A 21,959-nucleotide genomic window follows, 5' to 3' on the forward strand; every position below is an offset into this window, starting at 1 on the left:
TCACTCCGACGCGCTGCGCACAATTTCGCTGTAGCCGATCACCACGCTGCCGCGGGATTTGGCGATCAGCTTGCCAAAGGGGTCTTGCACCTTGAATAGCCGAGGCTGCGCGGAACCACAGTCGAAAACAACGTAAAGCCAGTATCGGTTCCGCAGGTTGCAGGCACGCGCCCACTCGTTCTCGGTAAGCTCGATCTCTCCGGTCCCGACCCGCCCCTTGACCTCGATGCCGCGCTCATCATTCGACCGCTTCGAAAGGAGATCGAAGCCCGGATAGTCGGAGAGTCCGGCCAGTCGCGCCTTCTCCGGGGTGGACACATCCCGGACATCGGCGCCTTGGGCCGCATCATGGGCGATCGCCACCTCCATCGCGATGCGTTCGACCGCCGTGTCGCGCGCCTTGATGTCCTCCAGGTCCTGGGAAGGCTGAACGAGCGCCGTGGCGATAATTTCTACTTTGCCCGCCTGGATCAGCTGGGCCTCCCGGCGAGCCTGCTGAATCGCCACGGCCCGGCGCTCGGTGACGGTCTTTTGCTGCTCCTTGATGCGTTCCAGCTCGACTTGGGCCGCGCGGTTGCCCTCGCGTGCCTTCTCCGTGTAGCGCTTGCGGGCGGCGGCAAGCTCCGACTCCTGGTAGTCATAGGCCCGAACAAGGTGGTCTTCGGTCTCAACGAGACGCTCCCGCGCGGCGAGTTGTTGCAGCTCGGCGAGCTTGCCGAGCAGCTCGGTACTGATGTGCTGTTCGGCCGCGAGGCGCCAGGTCTCGCTACTCGCGAGGAACACCACGCTGGAAGGCGCAGCCTTGGCAGTCGGCTTCAGGAGCAAGAGTTGCTCCACAGGCGCCTCCAGCATACGGCCATCGGCATACTGCTTGAGCCCGACAAGTCGCTGCTCGATAACATCCTCGGTGTGAAAGGCGGGGAAACCCGGATCGACCGCGCGCACGACAGTGACTCGGGCGACATGGAAGAGATAAGGCGCGGTGCCCGAAGCGTCCGTGAAAATCGCACCCCGCTTACCAGCATTCCGACTCTGCTCGATGGCGAGAGCAGACAGGCGTTCAAATACCGGTTCGCCGGGATGGAGGAAGATGGCATCCCGCGAGTCTGGGGGACGGTAGACCGTAAAACGATTGCGGGCCGATTCCGGATAGGCTTCGAGCAGGGAAATCAAGCTCTCCAGCACGCCACGCCGCCGCGGCCGCAGGAAGAACTGCCCGTCGAGGTTACCCACCAGATCAACTCCGATCAGCGGCGCAGCGTGCTCGAGATAGCGACGCACATAACCGGGAAGGAGCCGGCGCATCTCTTCGATGGCAAGCGCTTCCTGTAGTTGCGGCAAGGCGGCCTTCACCTCGCCACCTTTGCCGTAGATGCGCTCCTCTCTCGCCTCGAGCGCGCGGATTTGCTCGGCGGTGAGTTCGCCAGCAATCTCCAAGGCTTTACGGTCCGCCTCATCGTCGGATTCGACGGCACGCTGGATGTATTCGGTCAGGGAGATCCCCTCGAAAATGCGGCCAACGACATCGAAGACCTTGTCCGAGCCAAGCTGCTTGCGGATTTCTTCCAGCTTATCGAGCAGCGTCTTAATTACCCGGCCCTCGCGGGTCTTGCCGGCCACGAGGTTGATGATGGCGACTTTGTCGCGCTTCTGGCCATACCGATGGATACGACCCATCCGCTGCTCGAGGCGTGCAGGGTTCCACGGGACGTCGTAGTTGATAAGGATCCAGCAGAACTGGAGGTTGATGCCCTCGGCTGCGGCGTCGGTGCCGACGAAGAAGCGAGCACCGCCGCGCTCTCCATTGTGAGGTCGGCGGAACTGTTCTACCTGGGCGTCGCGCTGCTCGAAGTTGAGGCCGCCGTGGATGAAGGCAACCTGCCCGGCATAGCCCATACCTTCCAGGCGACGCATCAGGAACTCAAGGGTGTCCTTGTGCTCGGTATAGATGATGACTTTGTGGTCGCGATACTCGGCGGCACGGAGTAGAGCGCTCATCCGGTCGAACTTGGATTCGCGACCGCTGGCATGTACCGCCTCGGCAAGCCCGATCAGTTCCAGTACCTTTTGCCTCTCGGCGAGCAGCTCGGCCAGGCTCGTGGCGACGAAGGCACCCAAGGCTTCGGCCTCGGTTTCCTCGTGTTCCTCCGCGCCGTCCGTGACAGATTCCTCATCGGCCGTCTTTGCCGCCAACACGTCCATCAGCCTGCCTTCGCGCATCTTCCTGTCGATCCGCTGTTGCTGGGCGCGCAGCTCCTCTTCCGGAATCCGTCCGGACTGAATGTCATCGATGAGCCTGTCCAGCTTGTCGAGACGGTTACGGAAAGAGCAGAGCAAGGCCCAAGTGCTGCTGGCCAGCCGCCGCTGGAAGACGGTCATTGCGAAGCGTGCCGCTTGGCGGTTCAGCAGACGCGCTTGGTTGTAGTAATGACGGATATAAGCCGTGGTCTGATCGTAGAGAGCCTGCTCGCTGACGTCGCCTTGCGTGAGCTCGTAGCTCACCGTGTTGCACAGACGCTCGGGATAAAGCGGCCGGCCGCGCAAGTCGACCATTTCTTCCTTGACGCGCCGGATGAAGTACCGGCTGCGAGACTCGCGCGGGAAGCGGGCAAACGCGGTTTCGGTGCTGAACAGCTCCGGCTCAAGGAGTCGCCACAGGCAGTAGTACGGGAAATCCTTACCCATGTGCGGTGTGGCCGTCAGCAGGAGCAGGTGGTGTGCCGCCCAAGGCATTTTCCAATCGTCAGGTAGCTCCCGGACACCGGCGATGGCTTCGGCGAGACGATAGCGGTCGGTGGGACGGAATGTGCCGTCGGGGTCACGGTTAGCCGACAGCTTGTGGGCCTCATCAAAGACCACCAAGTCGTAAGGCACGACGGTCGGATCGCGCAGGTTGTTAAAAAGGCGTGCGCTGCGCAGGCTGTCCACGCTCACTACGATCAGGTCGCTTTGGGGTCCGACAAAGGGATTGCGCTCTCTGGCATCGCTACCTACGACGATGTTGAACTGGAGCTGGAACAGGTTGCGCAGCTCCCGGTACCAGTTCCCCACTAGACCCGCGGGCGCCACAACCAAGACCCGGCGGATGGTTCGGCGCGTAAGGCTTTCGCGCACATATAGACCCGTCATGATGGTCTTACCGGCACCGGCATCATCTGCCAGCAGGAACCGTAAACGGGTTTGGCACAACATCCGCTCGTAGACGGCGATACGCTGGTGTGGCAGCGGATCGATCTCGCTGATCTCGGCGGCGAACGCGGGATTGAAGAGGTGCCCATAGGACAGCCGCTCCCCCTCCACGAGTACCCGAAGCGCGTTGGCGTCGCCCAGGAAGTCGAGCCGATTCTCTTCAATCGTCGCACTTGCCGGCACGGGTGCACCTGCCGCCGCCATCGTGGGGACCTCGCCACGACGAGCAAGCGCCTGCAGCTTCGAGAGCGCCATCGCCGATGGTTTGAACTGGCCGTTTTCCCAGCGGTTGAGCGTGACAAAGGAGACTCCCAGCAGTTCGGCAAACTGCTGCTGGGTGAGGCCCATTGACTTGCGCAGCTCTCGAATTTGTTCTGCCTTCATATTGGTCGCGTGCTCTTGAACATGATCTATATCACATGTTAAATTCGCCATCAAGACACGGATTGTCAGAGTCGGGTCGCGAAACTTGCAATGAGATAGCAATGCGCAGCGAGCTCTTCTGGAATGAGCCTTATCGCTTTGTGTCAACCCGGCCCATCGATCCCCTCGGGTTTGATGCGTTACGTGAAGCCATGGCGAACGTGCTTGCACCGTTCCTCACCGGCGCCACTCGTCATGCCGAGCACTACGTGGCGGTGGTCGTAGGCCTTCGCTGGGCCAAAAGCCGCGCGACGCGGTCGATCGATCGGGACATCTGGCCGTTGTTCGCCGCGTTCGAGCGGGGCCTCAAACAGTACTGGCACCGCCATCCTGGCAACCGCTCGGCCCGCCGTCGGTATTTGGGCAAGCGCCGCATCGCAGACATCTGCAATGGAAAGCGTCCGGACATCCAGGCACCTATCCTCCAGGATCAACGCGGTGTGGGGCTGCTGGGTAACTACGTCGAGTCTGTGCGTGCGATCGGGCTCGTAAGGCCCGGCGAACTCGTCATCGGCGAAAAGGCCGTGACGCAGCTTCTTGGCGATCCCCGATTTGAGTGGGACGGTGCCAGCCCAGGGAGCTGGCAAAAACTGGACTACATCTTCTCGTCCGTTGACGTGCGTAGCGCCTGGCCGAAACTCGGGCGCCGGCTGTTCGACAAGGGCGAGGCGAGCGAGGGGCGGATAAGGATGTATAGCTCTGCCCAGGCGGTGCGGCGCCATCCGACCCTGGACTGGCTGCGGCTCGCTGGCGGCCGTGAATTACTCGAACCCCAGCGACGTATCGCGGCAGCAACCGGCGCGACGGCCGAACTCGAGGAACGGTTGCGCGGGCTGTTCAGTGACCTCCTGGCGGGTCTCGTACCGCGGCTTGCCGATGCAACGGTGCGGCGGCTTGCCAATATGGGGCGACAGCTCGTGAAGCTCGAAGTGATCGATACCGTGTGGCCCGGCCAGCCAGTGCTCGCCAAGGCCATCCGCGCTCAGATCGAGAGGGTCGCCAGTGGGCGACTGTCCGCCGAGACGTTGCTGGACTGGCACCACGAGATCATGGGTGCGCGCGGAACGGAACGATGGTTACAGGAGCTCGGCGAGCGATCTGCGCTGCAGCTGCCCAAGGAGCGTGGCGACCCCGACTTTCGTTTGACGAACCTGCGAACCCTTTTGCAGGAGACGCGATGGGCGGGGTGAAGGTCGAGATCCAGCCGGTTGCGGCGGTCGAGCGAGTGCTCGACGCGGCTAGGCGCGCGGGCCTCGATCGGCTCGAGGCGCTTCTGGCGTGCACCTTCACCTTCGACCGTAGCTATTTTGAGCAGCTGCTCGACGCGCTGGCCGAGTGTCACCCCGAAGGCGGCGATCGCCTGCGAGAGATCCCGGTCGATGTGGTCTGCGATCACCGTCACTACCGCGGCCACACGGTGACCTACAACGTGCACTGCTGGACAGGAGACAACCTGTTCCATCCGAAATTGCTCCTCCTGTTATTCGACGATCACGTCGTATGGATCGAGGGTTCGCTTAACCTGACGCGCGCGGGCTATACGGTCAACCGGGAGCTCGTCACCTTTCACGATAACAAGCGGTGCAAACTACCACACGGTGTCCGCGAGCTGGTGCGGAATCTGGCCAGCCAGGGGGTCGACGCCGCGAGGCGGGTATTTAAAGCAGCGAGCGGTGCGCGGACAGACGTCCGGAACCGGAGCGTCACAAGCCTGGACTCCGCCCTCCTGGATGGACTCCTCGGTCGTGTGAAACACGCGCATAGCGTCTACGTCGTGACACCGTTCCTCGATCATCGCGATCAGGCCGGACCTGCGATCGAGACCGCAGCCTTGAAGGTGCTGGCGGAGCGGTATCCGGGCGCAGCGTTCCGCATATTTCTGCCAGAGGTCACACGCACGGACGGTAGACCCGCACTCCAGGCGAGCAAGGCGCTATTCACGCAAGCCTTCGGCCCTCGGGTGCGCGAGGACCGGTTGGCCTTTTGTGGCGTCCCGTCGGACCAGCACCCGTTGCACGCCAAGCTACTGGCCGTCCGGCATGGCAGACAGGGCGCGCGCGCGACTGTCTTGACGGGTTCACCGAACTTGACGGAGAGAGCCCTTCTCAAGAAGGGTGCCCGTGCCAACGTCGAACTCGCCCGTGAGTTCGCTGTGCGCTGGAAAGAGGTCGATGGGCTGCTTCGGCCGCTCGGTCGGCGATTCAAGCCTTTATCAGAGTGCGCCTTTGAACCGCCACAGTCGATCACGACAGCTGGATGGCATGCTCTCAAATCGGCCACTTATCATCCGTTTCGTCGCGAACTCGAGCTCGAGTGGCGGACCCCCGAGTACGCGCAACTCACCTGGTTGTTCTATGCCGGAAAGAAGCTCGCCGTACCGGCCGAGGGGAACGTGAAGGGGTTCGTGATTCGTAATGCTGATCTCCGGCTCGAGACCGTCAGTCGTATGAACGCCACTCGCCGAAGCTGGTGCCCGATCGTGATCCCTATCGAGTCGCGGCTTGCGCTGGCCGAACTTCCGGAGCAAGGAGAACCCCCGCCAGAATGGTGGCTCGCGCAGCTCGGGGCTTTGCCGACGGCACGCGCCGTACGCAATGGCGAGACGAACAGTGGCACTGCTAGGAGTCCGGACGGTCAGGCTTCGTTCCTACTGAGTCAACGAGTGCGCGACTTGGCCGACCGCATGCGTTACGCAATCGCGGTCATCACCGACAGCGGTGCCGGCAGAGCGGCGCGCGCGACCGGACACCTGGATCTGCTGGAGAAGATATTTGACGTCCACGACTCGGCAGCTGCGTCCGATCCCACTGAGCGGACGTGGCGGCTGTGGGTCCGCCTCGAGGTCGTGCAAGCACTGATACAGGCGACCACCGGGCGAAACGGGGGAGGGCGCAAGGCCCGCAATCTCAGGGACGACCTCAGACGACGGTTGTCGGCCGTGGACCTGCCGCAAGAACCACTCGAACACTGGCGGTCGCTGACGGAAACCTTGTCATGAAGCAAGTACCGTTCGACGAAATCGATCTTGCGCGCTTTGCTGAGCAGTATTCGCCCGAACAGCGCGGCGAGCTGCGTGCTCAGAATGGCCGAGCCCGGGGCCTTTGGAGCCGCCTGCACCGCGAAGACGTGCCGGGCGTGATCCTGGGCGATGAGGTCGGCAAGGGAAAGACCTACATCGCCCTCGCTCTCGCCTTCGCTACGCTCACTTCCACACGCCGCGCTCGTGTCCTGGTGCTGACCCACAACCGCAAGATGGCAGAGACCTGGGCGGCGCGCTGGAGCCAGGAAGTTCGCCAGATGGTCGACCCGTGCTGGGCCGGGCGTTTCGATGCGGATTGGAAGCCGCGTGTGTCGAGTCAGTACGAGGAGTTCGTCGCCGCGCTCGAGGAAACATCCAGAACGTCGGCAATACTGTTCGCCTCCTACGACACCCTGAAGCGATTTCACAGTCACGAGGGTCGCCGTCGCTGTCTACTGGGAGCACTGAGGCTGGCCTACCGTGCTCATGGTGTGCGTCTCTCGCGCGGAGCAAGGCTGCGCCTGGTGAAGGCGGTTGTCCCGGACGGCGGTGCCGTACCTCGGCGCCCGGCGAGCGTCAATAAAGCAGCGGCTGTGACGATGCTGAGAGACGCCTTCGATCCTGTAACGCGAGAATGGCGGCCACGGTCCCACCGGACCATCGAGGATTTTCTCGATACCGAAGCGGGGCGCAGTCTGCAAATCCGCCCCCTGATCGATCTGCTGATTGTAGACGAGGCGCACAAGCTCGAGGGTCGCAGGCGCGGCAGTGTCGTAACGCATCTGCTCAGCGGCAAGTTTCGCAAAGGCGTTTGGGTAACGGCCACGCCATTCGCGCTCACGCTCGACGAACTGCGGCGACGGCTCCGCGAGTTTCAGCACGCGGCGAGCGCGAAACGCGACTATGAATCCGCCATTCGCCAGCTGCCGCTGGCCGACTACGAGCGTGCCATATCGGATCGCGTCGACTTCCCGCAACGCAAAGAATTGGAAGGGGCGCTGAGAAGTCGGATGGTCCGAGACACCTGGGACAACCGCAAGGAGCGGCGCATTCTCGACTGGACCAGAAAGGCAACTGGTAAGGCACTTCTTCCGAGCATGGTGCTCGAACGCGTGATCTCGAATGTTTTGAACACCGGTGAGCGGACTCACGTCGCAAGCCTTCGCGAGACGCTCTGCTCGAGCTGGGGCGCAACGCTCGACTCACTGGAGAACGGCGCGTTGGCGCGATTCCGCGACGACCCGTGGGTGTTGCGGTTGCAAAGAGCACTCACCGACTCGGTCAAGCTCGACCCCAAGCTCCGTGAGGCTGTGGAGCAGCTCGCGAAGCTCGCTGCGAACGGTGAGAAGACGGTGGTGTTCACACATCGAACCGAGACATCCGCGATCCTTGTCGAGGCGTTGCTGGAAGATCCTCGAATCAGGGATCTGGCATCGAACTTCCGGCGCGCAAGTAAGCGCTGGCGTCAGCGAGTCGAACGAGTGCGACGAACACTGAAAATACCGACACTCCGGCAGGCCTATACCGTTGCCAAGGTGATTGCGTCCTCGCCAGACGCTCCTGAGAAAGCAACGACACGTGCGCTGAGTGCCTGGTGGCTGAGACACGAAGAGGCGCTTGAGGCTCAGCGTCGATCTGCAGGCGACTACGAGACGGTCTTTGACTTCTTGGCGTCGGTGGCGGGTAGGGGACGTCAGCTTCCCATTGTGGCGCGCTATGACGGCGAGGTTTCGGGCGGTGACGAAAGCGAACCCGACACCGTGGGAAACGACCGAAAGTTCAATCTGCCGTGCGCACCTCTGATCCTGGTGGCATCTCGGAAAGGACAGGAAGGAATCGACCTACATCATTATTGTCGTCGCGTCGTGCTCTACGACCTGCCATGGAATCCCGCGCTCATCGAGCAACGTATCGGTCGGGTACACCGCTTGGGCGGTATGCGTAGCCGCAGGATGCCGGTCGAGGTCGTTTATTGCTATGAGGAGGGGAGCTACGAAGAAACAATCGCGCGACGGGTCAAACAGCGGTGCGAAATGATGCACGCTTTGTTGGGTGCGGGTACTTGGCTGGACCAAAACCGCGAGGTCGATGACCTTGAGCGATACCGCATGACGTTCCCACCGTAAAGCGGGATACTCGAACGCGCACTCCGAACCATTAGCATGAGCGACTCCACTTCGTCCCAACGACTCGAAGACTTCAGGCGCTTTTATTCGATTCTGGAGAAGCTCACCAAGAAATGCGGGAGACCGAGAATGCTGTCCCAATGCGCGGGCCGGATGGTTGGCCTGCACGGGGCCTGTACTTCTTTCAGGAAGAGAGAGGCTAAGGACCAATACTGGGGTGGGACCCCGTATCGTCCGGGTCGGGTGCGTGACGTGTTCATTCTGTCGGCCGGCTGGGGACTCATTGGCGCCGCGTTCCTGACACCGGTCTACGACATCACGTTCTCAAACAGCGCCGATGATTACAAGCGCCGACGCAGGCGTAACCAGTTTGATGATGATTTTGTCGCCTGAAGGATAGATCTTTATGGCTGTCGTGTTTGATTAAGTCCGCTTGGCGACGGATTTTCTCGTGTACAGCGGAACGGGCAGGCGATTGCATTCACGTGGAGTTGGGGTAGGCTTGGTCCAAAACAATGAGAGACTGGGACATCATTGAGGGTCGACGAGCAGAGCTCGAGCTGGAGCTGCTCAGAGCCATGTTCACGCCCGGCGCCGAGTCCCGGGTGCGTGATCTCGAGAATCGCCTGACGCGCCGCCAAGGCAAGCTCCGCTTAGTCTCGAAGACTCGTGAATGCACTTCGCCTGAGACTGTCGTGAGCTCAGATCCTTGCAAAGAGTGAGCGCGCACCGGACTTTATGCTCGCAGACGGAGTGACACAACACCTACGTGGCAGATACGGTGCCACTGCATGCACGTAGAATTCGTTCCACCACGTCATGTAGCGACAGTCCACTCGTCCATGCGCCATCGCCCACCGCAAAGCGCACTTCGCTGTCGTGGACGATAAGTTCCACCTCGCCAACGCGGGTGCAGGCTTCGTCCCTCGTTTCCTGATATCGGCGGTATTCCTCCAAAACCGGCTCAATTTGATGACCAATATTCATGACGAACCGGCACCGCTCCTGCACGATCTCTAGCGTTGTATCGGGTGAGTCCAGCCGGACTATGCACAGGATGAACCTGTCCTTGTGGTGTACAGCCGTCTCCGCCTGCGTCACGGTCATCTTCGCGACTTTGCCCACCGTTGCCTTGACCTCGACCAGAAATGACCGGTGGCCATTCTCGACCTCTAAGATGACCTCCTTGTCGTCGACAAGGTAGTCCTCTTCGACCTCGTAGTCCGACCCCACACCGGTGCGGGTGACCTTGAGCCCGTGACCCTGCAACGCCTCCTTAAGCAGCCGCTCCACCTCAGCACCGAATGACTGGTTGCGCTGGACCTTCTCCCGTCTCTCGCGATGCTCCCGAATCTCATCGAGTAACCCTGGCGACTGCTTGATCTCTCCGGCAACGAGTCTGATCTTTTCCAAGTCATTCTCGGCTGCGTGTACGATATCGGTCAGTGAGTCGATCAAGGAGATACGGGTATCTTCGTCCTTAGCAACGGCGCGCAGGGACAGATCGGCTAGACTGATGTTGAGCGCTTCCAGAAGTTTCCTACCCTTACCCGCCGTTAACTGTCGCAGCTCCTCTTCTCGGCCGACGAACAGTTGCGCTATGCTTTCCGCTGTTGCTGAGGATTGTTTGGCGTCGCCCAAAGGTACCCACTGCCGGTCCCACATGGGCACGAGCCAAGCTGCACGATAGTGATGATGCTTCTCCCCACACTCGCAATCAGCCTCAACTGTATCGAGCGCGTCCGAGTCAACTTCCAGCACGTGAGTCGCGAGGAACAGCAGGAGACTGACTGCGCGGGTTTTGCTGCGTCTGACAGCATCTAGCCCAGTCTCGTCTTTCTCAAAAAACGCTAACGCAGAGACTTCTACTGAGTCTTTGGTGCGGTGTTTCAACTTCTTATCCTTCTCGGATACAGGTAGCGGCTCATCCGGTATGAAGGGGATGTGGCGCCGCTGCGTCTTGAACAGGGGATTGAGCCGAACATAACCTTTGTCTGCTATTCCGCGCCAAAGAGCCTCGTCGGCAAGTGCCTCGTGATACATGTCTGACAGCGTCAGCCGCTTAGGAAACAGGTCGGCTACCAGACGAGCTGGCTCTGGCCAGCAACCAATGGGGGCGAGCAACCTCTCGTCACTCTTAGCAGGATCGCGAAAGAGCGTTGCAAGCCCGGCATCCTCTTTGGTCGTTGCTCGCGTCAATACTGGAAACCCGTCCAACCTGTCGGTCTTGTCGTGACGGACAAGCCAGACAAAGAAGCGCACCGCGATCCGTCCGAAGGCGGCGTCAACAGACTTAGCCTTATCCTTGAGCGCCTGGGCTGCTGCCGTCAGGACCTCTCCTTCCGTCTTAGGCTGTAGCTCTAAGAATTCCTTCAGACGCATTCGCTGGTCAAGCAAGTCATCCCGCGTCGGCAGACCCAGACTCTCCGCGATATCCTTTAACTCCTCGTCTATGCCGGAGTCTCGCCTCAGCTCGGTAATCTTCTTGAGCGCACCGCCCTGGCTGGGGATAAGCCGCGCCTGCTCGAACAATTCGACATGACTGGTCTTGCTGATAAGCGTGTGTAGTTGATTCAGCCACGCGATGGGGTCAACGGCCTCGCCGAGTTGCTTGCCAACCTCTTCCACGGTTCCCCATGCGGAAACCTGCTCGCAGAGCTTCTGCAGGGTCAGGCTCTCGCTTAGTTGCTCGACGGCTTCGGGGAGGAAGGGCGCCCAACTTTTCAGATTGTCGGCCCAAGTGTGAGCCTCATCGCGTCGAGGAAGTTGCCCTAAAGCGTCCTTGACCTCCGCCGTCAGATCCCACAGATCGCAGCATGCTTCGGGATCGGCAAATAGCGGGATCATGCCAGCACTAGGAGCAATCCTCGCACCAGCGGCGGTCATCATCACCTTCGCAGCCCGAAGCGGCTCGATGAAGCGCTCGACCAGCAACTTACGGAACCAGTCGGTGTCAACCCAATCCCACTGGTGCAATGGGTACAGCCGCGCAAGCGTAGCGGCTCCACGCCAGCCTTCTTCCGCCGCCAGTACTGCTAGACGCGCGGCGAAGTCACACGCCCCCTCCATGCGGACCATGTTTAAGTGCTTGCCCTCGCGGTTCGGAATGAGCACAAGCGTGTCACGATCCTCGCGAGGCTGGAACTTTTCGTTGTTAATCACGACCGGGAAGCAGAAATCGCGGGTTCCCGTAAGCGGGAACGCCACGAAGATGCGCGGAATCTGTCCCTGCTCGGCAATCGACCAATTGGCACCGACCCCCGCAATTTCGACAGCTACAGAGGTTTCGTCATTCGCGATAAAGGCCACATAGCGTGACACCGGAGCGTCACCGGGGGCACCTTCCTCGACTTGGAGACGGTGAGCCGCTTCAGAGATCGGTCTGCAAACCCCCTTCTTGATAGTGACAGAGCGATTCAGCTGTTCCACGTGCAGCGACCTGATCCTGCCATTGAAGGCAAGCAGGTACGCGGCGTTCGTGATCAGATCAGCTATGCCTTCTTCAACGACACCCACTATGTCGCTGACCAATGGATACGCGAACTCGGTTGTGAAGCCGCCGTCGTCGTTGAACGGTCCTTCAGTCAGGGACTGAGTGAACGCCTCCCAAGACGCATCCATCGCCGCCTTAAGTTCATCTGCATTGTTACCCCGGCGGTCCAGCAGAAATCGGAACTGCCTTCCGCCGTCCGTTCTGCCCTTAACCTCGACGGTCTTCGAAATCAGATGAGTCGTCAGGAAACCGGTACCGAACTGGCCGATTGCGCTGGAGTCGGAAATGTCGTACTTGGTAGAACCGTGGTAAATCAGGTGTGCGATGCTCTTGTGGGCGAACGGCACGCCGTTGTGTCTGAAAACTACACGGTGTGGTTCTTGGATAAGCCACACGCTGACCCCCTCCTCGGGAGAGGCGTCCCGGGCGTTTTGCAGCAATTCCCACACCCACCTACTGCGGAAACGGATTTCCTCTTGGAACAGCTTGCTCAAGTGCTTGTGAACGGCCTGTGCGGTGTTTTCTACCAGCACCTCATGCCGTGCATCGTTTAATGTGTCGTCGGCCGACATGCTCCTTCCCAACCGTAAAGCAGTGATCGACTCCCTTTCTTCAAGCCACCGGGAACGTGAGCTGCGATGCTATCCGATGCCGTTCCTAAACTAAATGATGTCGACACAATGAAGCGGCAATACGCCGCGCTAGCGCCTCCGTTCACGTTCGATCGCGCTGACCGAGGTCCTCCGGGGGCCCGCTCCGCACGACCTGGCCTGCGGCGTTCACCCTCGGCTCCTGCCCGTTGGCGGCTGACTGGGCGTTCTGGCGCCGCTTCAGTGTGCGCACCAACGGACCCAGGTAGGCCCGCGTAATCTCCGGGCGCGAATGCCCCAGATGCTCGGCGACGACCTGGCGTGCCAGGTAATCACGATCTAGATCGAGGGACGTCACGTCACCGCCATAGACCGGGGCGTCGACGCCCGCGATGCTCTTGTAGATTGCGCAGGCCTCCTCGTGGCGAAGGCCGTGCGGCACCAGCCCGGTAGTGCGGGCGATCCCGCAGCTGCGACACACCCGGTAGAAATGGGAGCGCCAGGCGTTCAGTGACCGCGTGTCCGGGATCAGCGACCCGGTGGAGTCGTTCGCCCAGCGTTTGGCGATATCGAGTATCTGCCGTTGCGCGGGGTGCTCGATCGGCACGGTCCGATCCCGACCGCCCTTCGCGCCCCAATTGATGGCAAGGTGCGTCCCCTTGTCCGCGAACTGCGGGTGCAGCAGCCAGGCCTCCTTCGCCCTAAGGCCAAACACCCACTGCAACGCGAGTTGCAGGGCCACCAGCCGATCGCGCCTGGCGACCTCGGCGAGCTTATATTCGACATCAGTGCCAAGACCGCTCCAACCCTTGGGCTGGCGCGCGACATACGACCGGACAGCACAGGCCGGATGGAGCAGGTACTTTCCGGCCGGCTCGACCATGCCGTCCTTCCCGACCCAGGTGGCAAAGACCCGAAACACCGAGAACCGCTTCTGGATCTCGCTTGCTGAAAGTTTCTGGTCTTCCCAATGCCGCGCCAGCACCTGCATGTGGCGGTTGCCGAAATTGGCCGGGTCGCGCAGCTTGTAACCGAGATCGTGCAGCTTCAGGAATCCTTGCTTTAGTACTTGCGCCCGAGCCATCGCCGTGTCGCCGCTGCAGCCTTTCGCGAGCCGACTGTGGCGGTGGTTGTTTTCGCCCAGGAGCTGGTTCAGCCGGTACAGCAGCTCGCTTTTCGCCGAGCGCCGGCTGCGACGTTTGCGACTACGCGGGTACATCGTTTCCATAATTGCGAGTCCTCCGAATCCGTGGGAGTTGTTGAACGCTGATGCTGGCTTGTGCCCGCCCCGCCAGCGTTGGGCATACGGCCGTTTCGTTAGTGAAATGGGAGTCGCGGGCGGACCCGTTTCCGGGCAACGCGCGCACAGGATCAGTCCTGCGGCTGACTCGGGTACCGACTAGCATGGTTGCTTCGACGACGAAGACACCGGTGGGCATCTGCCGGCCAACAGCAGGCGAGGTGCTTGCGCGACTCCCCGGGGCACGTGGCGTCGCATATGGACGCCATACTCCCCGAGCGGCCTTGCGGCCGTGTACTGGGCGCAGCTTCGTCGGATCGAAATGTCCGCAACCGACAGGGCGATTGCGGCGCCGTGTGCCGTCGTCCTGCGACACGGTGCTTTGCGTCGTGACTGATTACCGAACGGTCACGATCAGGGGCGGGCGGGGTTTCAGGCGGGATATTCGCGCGAAGACGGCGCGAATCGCGCTGGTGATACTGCTACCTGGCGCACTACTCCGGCGGCGCGTGCAAAGGGAACAAGCGCCTACGAACGACATCACGGGGGACTTCACACTCGGAGGCAAGCACTTTGGGCGGCATCGCCCGCGTGCTTCAGCGCTGCTTTTCGTGTTAGGACGCTGCAGCTTGCGTACCTCTTTCGAGGCGGGGAAAAATTTCAACGCGCGCATGTTGATCTGAGTACCCGCGTCATGTCAAGCGCGGTTGCGCGTGACTTCTTATCGCGTGCAACTATTTGTTTGCGGCTTGCCATCGTTGCCAAGGGGACCTGCGGAGTCGATAACTCGTGGTGCATCAATCAATATTCCGTGCGCGATTTGCATCTCTCTCTTGCAGGGACCGGGCCGCACATATCTTGAGCACGAGGCACGCCGCAACCGAAGCGTTTCAGAACGCCGGCGCAAGACATCAAGCGATATCGCGTCAGTAACCAGCGCTGTCGACCACGCCGGCGGCTACCCGAGGCATGCAGCATGGCCCTCGCCCCTCGAACGTCGCTAGCGACGTGCAGCGCACGTCTCACCAACCAATTTCGTCGCTTGCGACGTGTTTGCGACGCGCACGACGGCGATAGATGCGCGATATGGTGGTCTATCCCCTCTTGTGTGACGACGAATTTTCTGCCAAGAATGTCGGGCATGGATTCGATGCACTCGAATCCGGCAAGCGAGACGCCACGCGACGCTCCACTCGGTCGCCAGTCTCGATGAAGTGAACCGAGGGTTTGGCCTCCTGGCCAAAACCTCGAGCGGCTGCAGACGAGGCATCACCAATGCCTGCGGTCTCTGCCGCGGCCCGCGTGACGGCAGTTAGCGCTGAATTCCTGCGATTTTGCAGGCACGAAGCCGGAGAGTGCGTCGCCTTTGGCGCTCGCTGATCCGGTCTAATCCCCAACTCGCCGCGCGGCACGCGGCGCGGTCACACGGGTGCGGCATCGGGCTGATTGATCAGCGGCCGGTACCGACCCGCCTCTCGCGATCTTCCTGTTCGTGATTTTCGCGGCGCGCTGTCCGTGCGCCGTGCGGATAACGCATGCCTGCGCGCCAGGTTGCTGCGCGCGCCCATCACCGCCTATCAACCGAATTCTCTTAAGGAGCTATGCCATGAACACAACCTTAAATCGAAGTGCCCGAGAAGCAAGGACAACAGACCGATGAATCCCCGGCTCATCCGCCTCCGTGACGTCCCGAAATACCTGGGGATGGACAAGAACCGCTTCAATGCCGAGGTCCGTCCGCTGCTGACGGAAGTTCCCATCGGCGCACGTGGAGTCGCCTTTGACCGGCTTGAACTCGACGCCTGGGTTGACGATCATGTTCGTCGCAACGGGCGTTCCGTGAAGGAGAAACCATGGAACGACCAAAGCTGCCCGACGGCCTCGTTTGGCGCAGGAGGCCGAATGGGAAGTACCTCAAGTACATCTATTTCAAGGTGCAATATCGGAAAAGGCGGATTCGCGGCTCTAGCGGAACGGCTGATCCGAGAGAAGCAGAGCGACGGCTGAGAAGGATCAAGGACCAGGTCGACAATCAGGAACTCTACGGGGTTCGACCGGATCGGCCCTTCCGCCTCGCCGCGGAGAAGCTGATCCGGGAATTCCAGGGATCGCCAAAGACGCTGCGCATGTATGCGCAGTCGGCCGATGATCTCAATCCCTGGATCGGCGGCGATCCGCTGCGGCTCATCTGCAAGGACCGCCTCCGGCCCTTCATCGACGCACGAAGGAGCGACGGGGTCTCGGTCAGGACGATCAACCTCGCCATCGCGTTCGTACGGCGAGTCCTGAGGCTGGCGGCGTACTACTGGCGGGACGAGAACGGCATGTCATGGCTCGAGAACTGCCCGATCATCCAGTTCGAGAAAGGGCCGGCGAAGAAGCCGTATCCGCTGTCGTGGGAGGAGCAGGAGAAGCTGTTCGATCTGTTGCCGGGGAGGATGAGGAAGGCGGCCATCGTCGGCGTCAACACGGGTCTGCGGGAGTACCCGCTGATCCGGCTGCGCTGGGAGTGGGAGGAGCACTGCCGCGATCTGGGAGAGACCGTGTTCCGGATTCCGGCGGAGTACATGAAGAACAAGAAGCCGATGGTGCTCATCCTCAATCGGTTGGCCCGCGAAGCGATCGACTCGATGCGCGGCTTTCATGAGGAGCTCGTGTTCGGTGAGCTCTATCAGATGACCAACAACTCATGGAAGACGGCATGGAAGGAAGCGGGCCTGCCGGTCGGGAAAGAGTACGGCAAGGGCGTCCACAACCTGCGGCACACCTTCGGGAAGCGGTTGCGCGACGCCGGCGTGGACGAGCGCGACGTGCAGGACCTCCTGCATCACCTTCCGCGGAACATCACCCGGCACTATTCGGTGCCGGAGCTGCGGAACCTGAAGCGTTGTCTTGACCGGATCGTGCCCCGACCCGTGGCGCCGCGAAAGAAAAGTGGCACAAATCGGGCCCACGCCCTCGCGATCGAGTGACGCGCCGTTTTTTGGATGTTCAGTAAATCGCTGCCAGGACAGGGAAATACGTGGTGGGCCGTGCAGGACTTGAACCTGCGACCAACTGGTTAAAAGGACGACTGGCAACCTGAGTTGTTAAACCAATCAACGCCTTGCAACGTCCATCGCTCTGCCAGACCCACGAAAAGCGACGAAGATCTACAGCAGTCGAAAGTAAACTGGCAAAAAAATGGCAAAGTCGGTGTCGACATAATTAATACTGTCACTCGAACCCTACGCAGCGCGGCACAGAGGTCAAGGCCGCGCGTAGTGGACGAATTTGGTGGTCTTTACGCGGCTGGCTTCCTCATCTCGAACGAATCCCGCCACGCTTGTAGCCTTTCCAAGTCGGCCCTTAACTCATCGGGCCCAGGGAGCTGTACTGGAACATCACGCGGCTGTGAATGTTCGTAAGATGAATACTTGCTCATCATCTCATCCAATAGCCGGGTATCATTCTGGGAAATCTTTGTCAATTTTTCCAGTTTGTTTTTTGTCTGCACTTCTCGGCGGAAGCGTTGAATCACTCCGGCCAACAGATCGTCTTCGACGATCCGCTCGAGCGTCTTGCGCAGCTTGCTACAGATGGCCTGCGCAGGCATTTCATACGCCGCCCTGCCCTCCGTCTTCCAGACCCGACGTGCTTTCTCAACCTCATCCAACAGTGTATTGATGGCCGCTTTGGGTTTCTGCGCCTCAAATGGAGCAGGCGCAGGCTCGCCCGTACTCCAGGGCTCCCTCTCCACTGCGGTGATATATGGCTCGATGTTTTCTTTTCTGGCTGCTTCCTGCAGCAGCGCAAGCAACGAAAGCCGATGTGTGAAAACGATTACTTGGTGATCCTTACAGAGTTGTACGAGTCTAGCGACGGTCGCTTCCTCGTAGTCCTGGTCAAGGGACGAAATCGGATCGTCAAAGACAATCGGCGTCTTGGATCTGCGTCCCTCCACGTCCGCCAGAAAGGCTGTCAGCGAAATGATTCGGAATTCCCCCTCGCTAAGAATTTCTGCGGTCGGGACGCCCGCCTTGTTGTTTCTCAATCTGATCTGATGAAAGACCCGTCCCTTGCCGGCTCCCGATTTTACAATTTCGGCACCGATGTAACTCGCGCCCAGTTTCCGGCACTCTTCTTCGAAGCGACCGATAAAGGCTGCTGTTACGAATTCCTCCGCAAGCTCCGATTTCATTTTCGTCAGCGCCTGGGTATTGGTTAAGCGCCTCGCTTCTTCCAGCTGCGCTACGCGGACAAGGCAAGCAATCTCTGCGTCTATGCTTGCTTTTTGCTGGGAAATCCACTGCTTTGCTTCCGCTTCCGTAAGCTGACGTTGTACCTCTATGCGATTGTCTCTTGCCGCATCCGCGTCGTACACGAGCGCCTGCTCCTCCAGCGAGTTGGACAACCGGTCAAGCAGCGCGATCGCCTCTCGGTCCACTTGCTCACTAAGAGCTCGGTCCTTGCTGCCCGTCACTAACCCGACACGCCGATTCTCTAGCACCGCGAGCAGATCGAGGACGGCCTGCCTGTCCTTTTCTTCAGAGATACCAGCTGAGTCCAGGTGCAGCCCAACGGTTTCTTTCGACGGCACTTCCGGAAGTGTCCGTTGCAAATCTACCAAATGCTGCTCGGCAGACTGCGCCTCTTGCTCCAGCCCGCCTTTGACGAAACGCTCAAAGGCGCGAAGGCGCTCCTTGGCGTCATCCTCAAGTGGCTGATGACATAGCACGCACCTCGCGTCACCCGCCGTATGGGGGAAATCTATCCCTTCGTAGGCCTCCGACTCAGAATATTTCCGCGCCTGCTCCCACAGCAGCCGCCAAGATTCCGAGCCGACACCTGCCAGTGGCGCGTTCTCAAACACCTTCTGAGCATCTACGCTGGCCGCTTGGCGCTTAGCTCGGGCGTCATTTCGTGCCGCAATGAACGTGGCGCAACTTTCGGGTGAGAGAACGTCTGCAATCCGCCTGAGATCGTTCGCCAAATCCGTAAGATGCTTCTTCTGCTTGCGCAAAGCGGCGGCCTTGTCCTTCGGGTTCGCCTCTGCCAACCGCGCCCGAAGCTGCGCAAGTATGCTGCCATCCGTTTCCGACCAAGCACAGTATTTTTCCACTTCCTCCTTCGTTGTTCGGGTGGAAACCTTTTGATACCACTGTCCGACCGCGGTAGCTGCGAAAACGGGCGGTAAGATGGGCTTCTTTGATACCTGGGCCAGAATTTCGCTGTCTAGCTCTCGTGCCACCTCGTCACAAACCTCCACCAAGCGCTGGAAGAATGCGAGCAGCCCTGGCTCGAAGGCGACCTCATTTGCTCGATTGACGTATACCTCGCCCGATCGCGTATCGTAGACTTCGACGGCCGACAGTTCGGGATGGATTCCGTCCGTAAGTTTCCACGCCAACTCCTTGCTTTGGCCGTTGACCGTGTAGCCGAATTTGCACCCTTGGAAGGCGGCACGTGGTTTCGAGACGTCACTGTGAACACTACCGAGATGGCGGGCGCCGCAGGCGTGCTTGAGAATGCGCACATAGGCAGATTTACCAGCACCGTTGCGCCCATAGATGATCGTAAGATTGTTTCCTCCAAACAGGAGGGGCTTGCGAGGCGCGAGTGCATTTACGCCTTGCACTTCGGAAATTGCGCTAAGCGTCAGCTCGACTGTTTCGTCCCGGTGCGCGAGCACACCCGGCGGAATTCCCTCAGCCTTCAGGGCATCGCCATTCTGAGCAGCTATTCCTGCCTCACGCTTGCATAGGAGCATGAGCTCATGTATGTCCGATTCAGTCAATTCACCGCTACGCAGCAAGCGACGTGCGGCGTCTTGTAGCCAAGCCGGTCGCTCCTTGAACCACGCCTCCAATGCTCTCGTGTCCATCAGTCTCTGACGAACGCTCGCCTCAGGATCTCGTACCGCACTCACATGCCTGCTTGGACATATCAAATACCCGCTTTTATTCCGAACTACGGAGGCCGTCTTCACCTTATGCTGTTCGACATCCGCTGTGCAGTCATATCGGGACCGCCCCGATTGGCGTGAAAGTGGCGCGTTAACCCGATCGATACCTTTTCACGTTTTCGATCTTCCACAGCAGGGCGGGATGGCGTTGCAGCCGTTCGACCAGCGGCGCGTCGTCCGTGAACAGCAACTCCGGCCGAAGCTCGCCCGCGTGCGCCCGGTCGATATACTCCCGCTCTACCTCGTCCACGTCGATCAACGGTGCCGCGACGCTCCAAGCCTTGTCCTTCAGCTCCGCCGCTGTTGGACGTTGCTCGACATGCAGCATGGGCACCAGCTGCTCTTGAACATGCCGGTCCGTCACCCGATCGAAGCGGTTGCGTGTGTAGTCGTAAAGCGGATGAGGCAGCGTCACCGCCATTGCGATGTGGAGACGGCGGAGCCGCAACGTTCCCCATAGGGGGCCCGCGTAGGTGGGCAAGCGGACCGTATCGAACAGATCTCGCGGCAATCCCCGGTCGAGGGTCGCGCGCAACTTGCCAGCGAGCAGTTCTTCCGGTGGCACGACCGCAATCTCCGGGCGCGCCATCCCCGGCGGTTGCCACATCGGCCGCCTCGCTACTTCGCCGAGTGGCGTGCGAAACAAGAAGTTCAGATCCACCTCGATCCGGTCCCGCGTCCCGGCTGCATTGGTGTAGGAAAAGAATATTTTTCTGCCGGCGTGCGCGTCGCGTGAGCGCTGGACCTGGTAGCCCTGCCCGCGCCCGATAATTTCGATCGCGCGTTCGACTTGCGGGCGTTCTTCCTGCATGCGTGCACGGTCTTCGTGCCCGACGTAGTTGAAATCCAGATCGACTGAAAGCCGCGCCGGTGAGCCGAACAACAGATTCAGCGCCGTTCCCCCCTTCAGTACGAGCACTCGCGAGAGCAGCGGATGGCGCCCGACATCGGCGGCGAGCTCGCCCAGGCGGATCACCTTCTCCAGAGTTTCCGGGCGGAATCCGGTTTCTGTTGCGAGACCCGTTAGATGTTCAGCGCTGAGATTCATCGGGTTCCCTCCCTCGGGCCAGGTATGCTGGGACGATCAGGTTCCAGGGTTGCACCAGTACACCGCCGCGCTCATCCTTGGCGAGATACTGCGGTGCCTTCGGCAGATGTTTCTTGATCAGCGCCAGATCCTCGTCGCGCACAAAAAAGGTCGCGCGGTAGCTGTCCAGAAACCAGCCCACGGCGGCCCACAACACCTTTTGCCCGTGCGCCTTGAGAATATCGAACAACAGCGGCAACTCCAGCACCGAGAAACCGGCCGCCGATTCGACGAGCTCTGCTAAGCCCCCGACCAGGTCCGGCTGGCGGAAGCCATCGATCAGCGTGCGCTCGGGCCCGGTGACGCGCAGCTCGCGATCGAGCCGGCGGACAGAACGCGTGCCCAGCGCGGTAAGTTGCCGGCGCAGCAGTGGCTTCGGATGCGAGAGAAAGCGCAGATCGACGCCATCCAGATTGAAAGGCTGGGAGCGCCGAGCGCTGTACGCAGTGCAAAGCCGCCATTCCGAATGAGCGGCGCCCAGCAGTTCGAGCGCCGAGTGGTGCGAGAAGATGGCATCCGGGCGCAGCGCCGCGGCAGCGAGAAAGCGGTCCGGCTGGAACTTCTTGGGGTCCACGCCGGGCGGTACGGTGGCATACACCCCGCGCGCCAGCTTCTTCAGCTTGCCGCGACTGGCCGCGTACTTCAGGCGCTCGAGAGCGCCTTTACGACCGCCGGCGGGGTCCAGCGCCCGGACCGCTTCATCGAGCGTGAAGACGCGGTGGGTGTGCAGGAAGGTAGTGGTGTCCACGGCTGGGGCGTGTTACTTGACGAATAGTATGTTTATTGGGGGAATATTCCCCAATATGCTACATCACCGTCAAGTTAACTTGCTGGCGCGCTTCATATCT

The 21,959-nt window shown here is 60.6% G+C and carries 12 protein-coding genes; 6 read left to right on the top strand and 6 right to left on the bottom strand.

The window, feature by feature from the left end:
• Positions 1-3,573, bottom strand: coding sequence for a helicase-related protein (locus SVA_RS14810; RefSeq protein ID WP_169924123.1), 3,573 nt, complete (start codon positions 3,571-3,573; stop codon positions 1-3).
• Positions 3,574-3,674: 101 nt separating this feature from the next.
• Between SVA_RS14810 and SVA_RS14815 the strand changes: the two genes are divergently transcribed.
• The 4 genes from SVA_RS14815 to SVA_RS14830 are packed head-to-tail and all read left to right on the top strand — an operon-like array spanning position 3,675 to position 9,150.
• Positions 3,675-4,802: a hypothetical protein gene (locus SVA_RS14815; RefSeq protein ID WP_096461958.1), complete on the top strand. Its 1,128-nt coding sequence runs from the start codon at positions 3,675-3,677 to the stop codon at positions 4,800-4,802.
• Positions 4,790-6,610: a phospholipase D-like domain-containing protein gene (locus SVA_RS14820; RefSeq protein WP_096461959.1), complete on the top strand. Its 1,821-nt coding sequence runs from the start codon at positions 4,790-4,792 to the stop codon at positions 6,608-6,610. The genes SVA_RS14815 and SVA_RS14820 overlap by 13 nt, the downstream gene beginning before the upstream one ends.
• Positions 6,607-8,757 (top strand): helicase-related protein, encoded by a 2,151-nt coding sequence (locus SVA_RS14825; protein WP_096461960.1) that lies wholly within the window; start codon positions 6,607-6,609, stop codon positions 8,755-8,757. Before SVA_RS14820 ends, SVA_RS14825 begins: the two co-directional genes overlap by 4 nt.
• Before the next feature lie 36 nt (positions 8,758-8,793).
• Positions 8,794-9,150: a hypothetical protein gene (locus SVA_RS14830; RefSeq protein ID WP_148665503.1), complete on the top strand. Its 357-nt coding sequence runs from the start codon at positions 8,794-8,796 to the stop codon at positions 9,148-9,150.
• Positions 9,151-9,522: 372 nt separating this feature from the next.
• Here SVA_RS14830 and SVA_RS14835 read toward each other — a convergent pair whose 3' ends face one another.
• Both SVA_RS14835 and SVA_RS14840 read right to left on the bottom strand, forming a co-directional pair.
• Positions 9,523-12,822: an ATP-binding protein gene (locus SVA_RS14835; RefSeq protein WP_096461962.1), complete on the bottom strand. Its 3,300-nt coding sequence runs from the start codon at positions 12,820-12,822 to the stop codon at positions 9,523-9,525.
• Positions 12,823-12,964: 142 nt separating this feature from the next.
• Entirely contained in the window at positions 12,965-14,068 is a 1,104-nt protein-coding gene (locus SVA_RS14840; protein ID WP_096461963.1) for an integrase domain-containing protein, read from the bottom strand.
• A gap of 1,668 nt (positions 14,069-15,736) precedes the next feature.
• Here SVA_RS14840 and SVA_RS19845 point away from each other — a divergent pair.
• Together SVA_RS19845 and SVA_RS14845 are read left to right on the top strand one after the other, a co-directional pair.
• Positions 15,737-16,087 carry a hypothetical protein gene (locus tag SVA_RS19845; protein ID WP_169923905.1) on the top strand — a complete coding sequence of 117 codons (351 nt, stop codon included), beginning with the start codon at positions 15,737-15,739 and terminating at the stop codon, positions 16,085-16,087.
• Positions 16,088-16,206: 119 nt separating this feature from the next.
• Positions 16,207-17,052 (top strand): tyrosine-type recombinase/integrase, encoded by an 846-nt coding sequence (locus tag SVA_RS14845; RefSeq protein WP_169924124.1) that lies wholly within the window; start codon positions 16,207-16,209, stop codon positions 17,050-17,052.
• 311 nt (positions 17,053-17,363) lie between these two features.
• Here the strand turns inward: SVA_RS14845 and SVA_RS14850 are convergent, their stop codons facing one another.
• From SVA_RS14850 to SVA_RS14865, 3 genes are all read right to left on the bottom strand, one after another.
• Positions 17,364-19,943 carry an AAA family ATPase gene (locus SVA_RS14850; protein ID WP_148665504.1) on the bottom strand — a complete coding sequence of 860 codons (2,580 nt, stop codon included), beginning with the start codon at positions 19,941-19,943 and terminating at the stop codon, positions 17,364-17,366.
• Positions 19,944-20,115: 172 nt separating this feature from the next.
• Positions 20,116-21,072 carry a nucleotidyl transferase AbiEii/AbiGii toxin family protein gene (locus tag SVA_RS14860; protein WP_096461967.1) on the bottom strand — a complete coding sequence of 319 codons (957 nt, stop codon included), beginning with the start codon at positions 21,070-21,072 and terminating at the stop codon, positions 20,116-20,118.
• Complete coding sequence (locus SVA_RS14865; RefSeq protein WP_096461968.1) at positions 21,056-21,859, bottom strand: type IV toxin-antitoxin system AbiEi family antitoxin domain-containing protein; 804 nt, start codon at positions 21,857-21,859, stop codon at positions 21,056-21,058. Before SVA_RS14865 ends, SVA_RS14860 begins: the two co-directional genes overlap by 17 nt.
• Positions 21,860-21,959 lie beyond the last annotated feature (100 nt).

This window comes from Sulfurifustis variabilis, assembly GCF_002355415.1.
Classification (GTDB): Bacteria; Pseudomonadota; Gammaproteobacteria; order Acidiferrobacterales; family Sulfurifustaceae; genus Sulfurifustis; species Sulfurifustis variabilis.

Coding starts and splice junctions, on each gene's coding strand:
- SVA_RS14860 (WP_096461967.1), bottom strand. CDS start 21,072: ATGAATCTCAGCGCTGAACATCTAACGGGTCTCGCAACAGAAACCGGA.
- SVA_RS14850 (WP_148665504.1), bottom strand. CDS start 19,943: ATGGACACGAGAGCATTGGAGGCGTGGTTCAAGGAGCGACCGGCTTGG.
- SVA_RS14845 (WP_169924124.1), top strand. CDS start 16,207: ATGTATGCGCAGTCGGCCGATGATCTCAATCCCTGGATCGGCGGCGAT.
- SVA_RS14815 (WP_096461958.1), top strand. CDS start 3,675: ATGCGCAGCGAGCTCTTCTGGAATGAGCCTTATCGCTTTGTGTCAACC.
- SVA_RS14840 (WP_096461963.1), bottom strand. CDS start 14,068: ATGGAAACGATGTACCCGCGTAGTCGCAAACGTCGCAGCCGGCGCTCG.
- SVA_RS14810 (WP_169924123.1), bottom strand. CDS start 3,573: ATGAAGGCAGAACAAATTCGAGAGCTGCGCAAGTCAATGGGCCTCACC.
- SVA_RS14835 (WP_096461962.1), bottom strand. CDS start 12,822: ATGTCGGCCGACGACACATTAAACGATGCACGGCATGAGGTGCTGGTA.
- SVA_RS14820 (WP_096461959.1), top strand. CDS start 4,790: ATGGGCGGGGTGAAGGTCGAGATCCAGCCGGTTGCGGCGGTCGAGCGA.
- SVA_RS14830 (WP_148665503.1), top strand. CDS start 8,794: ATGAGCGACTCCACTTCGTCCCAACGACTCGAAGACTTCAGGCGCTTT.
- SVA_RS14825 (WP_096461960.1), top strand. CDS start 6,607: ATGAAGCAAGTACCGTTCGACGAAATCGATCTTGCGCGCTTTGCTGAG.
- SVA_RS19845 (WP_169923905.1), top strand. CDS start 15,737: ATGAATCCCCGGCTCATCCGCCTCCGTGACGTCCCGAAATACCTGGGG.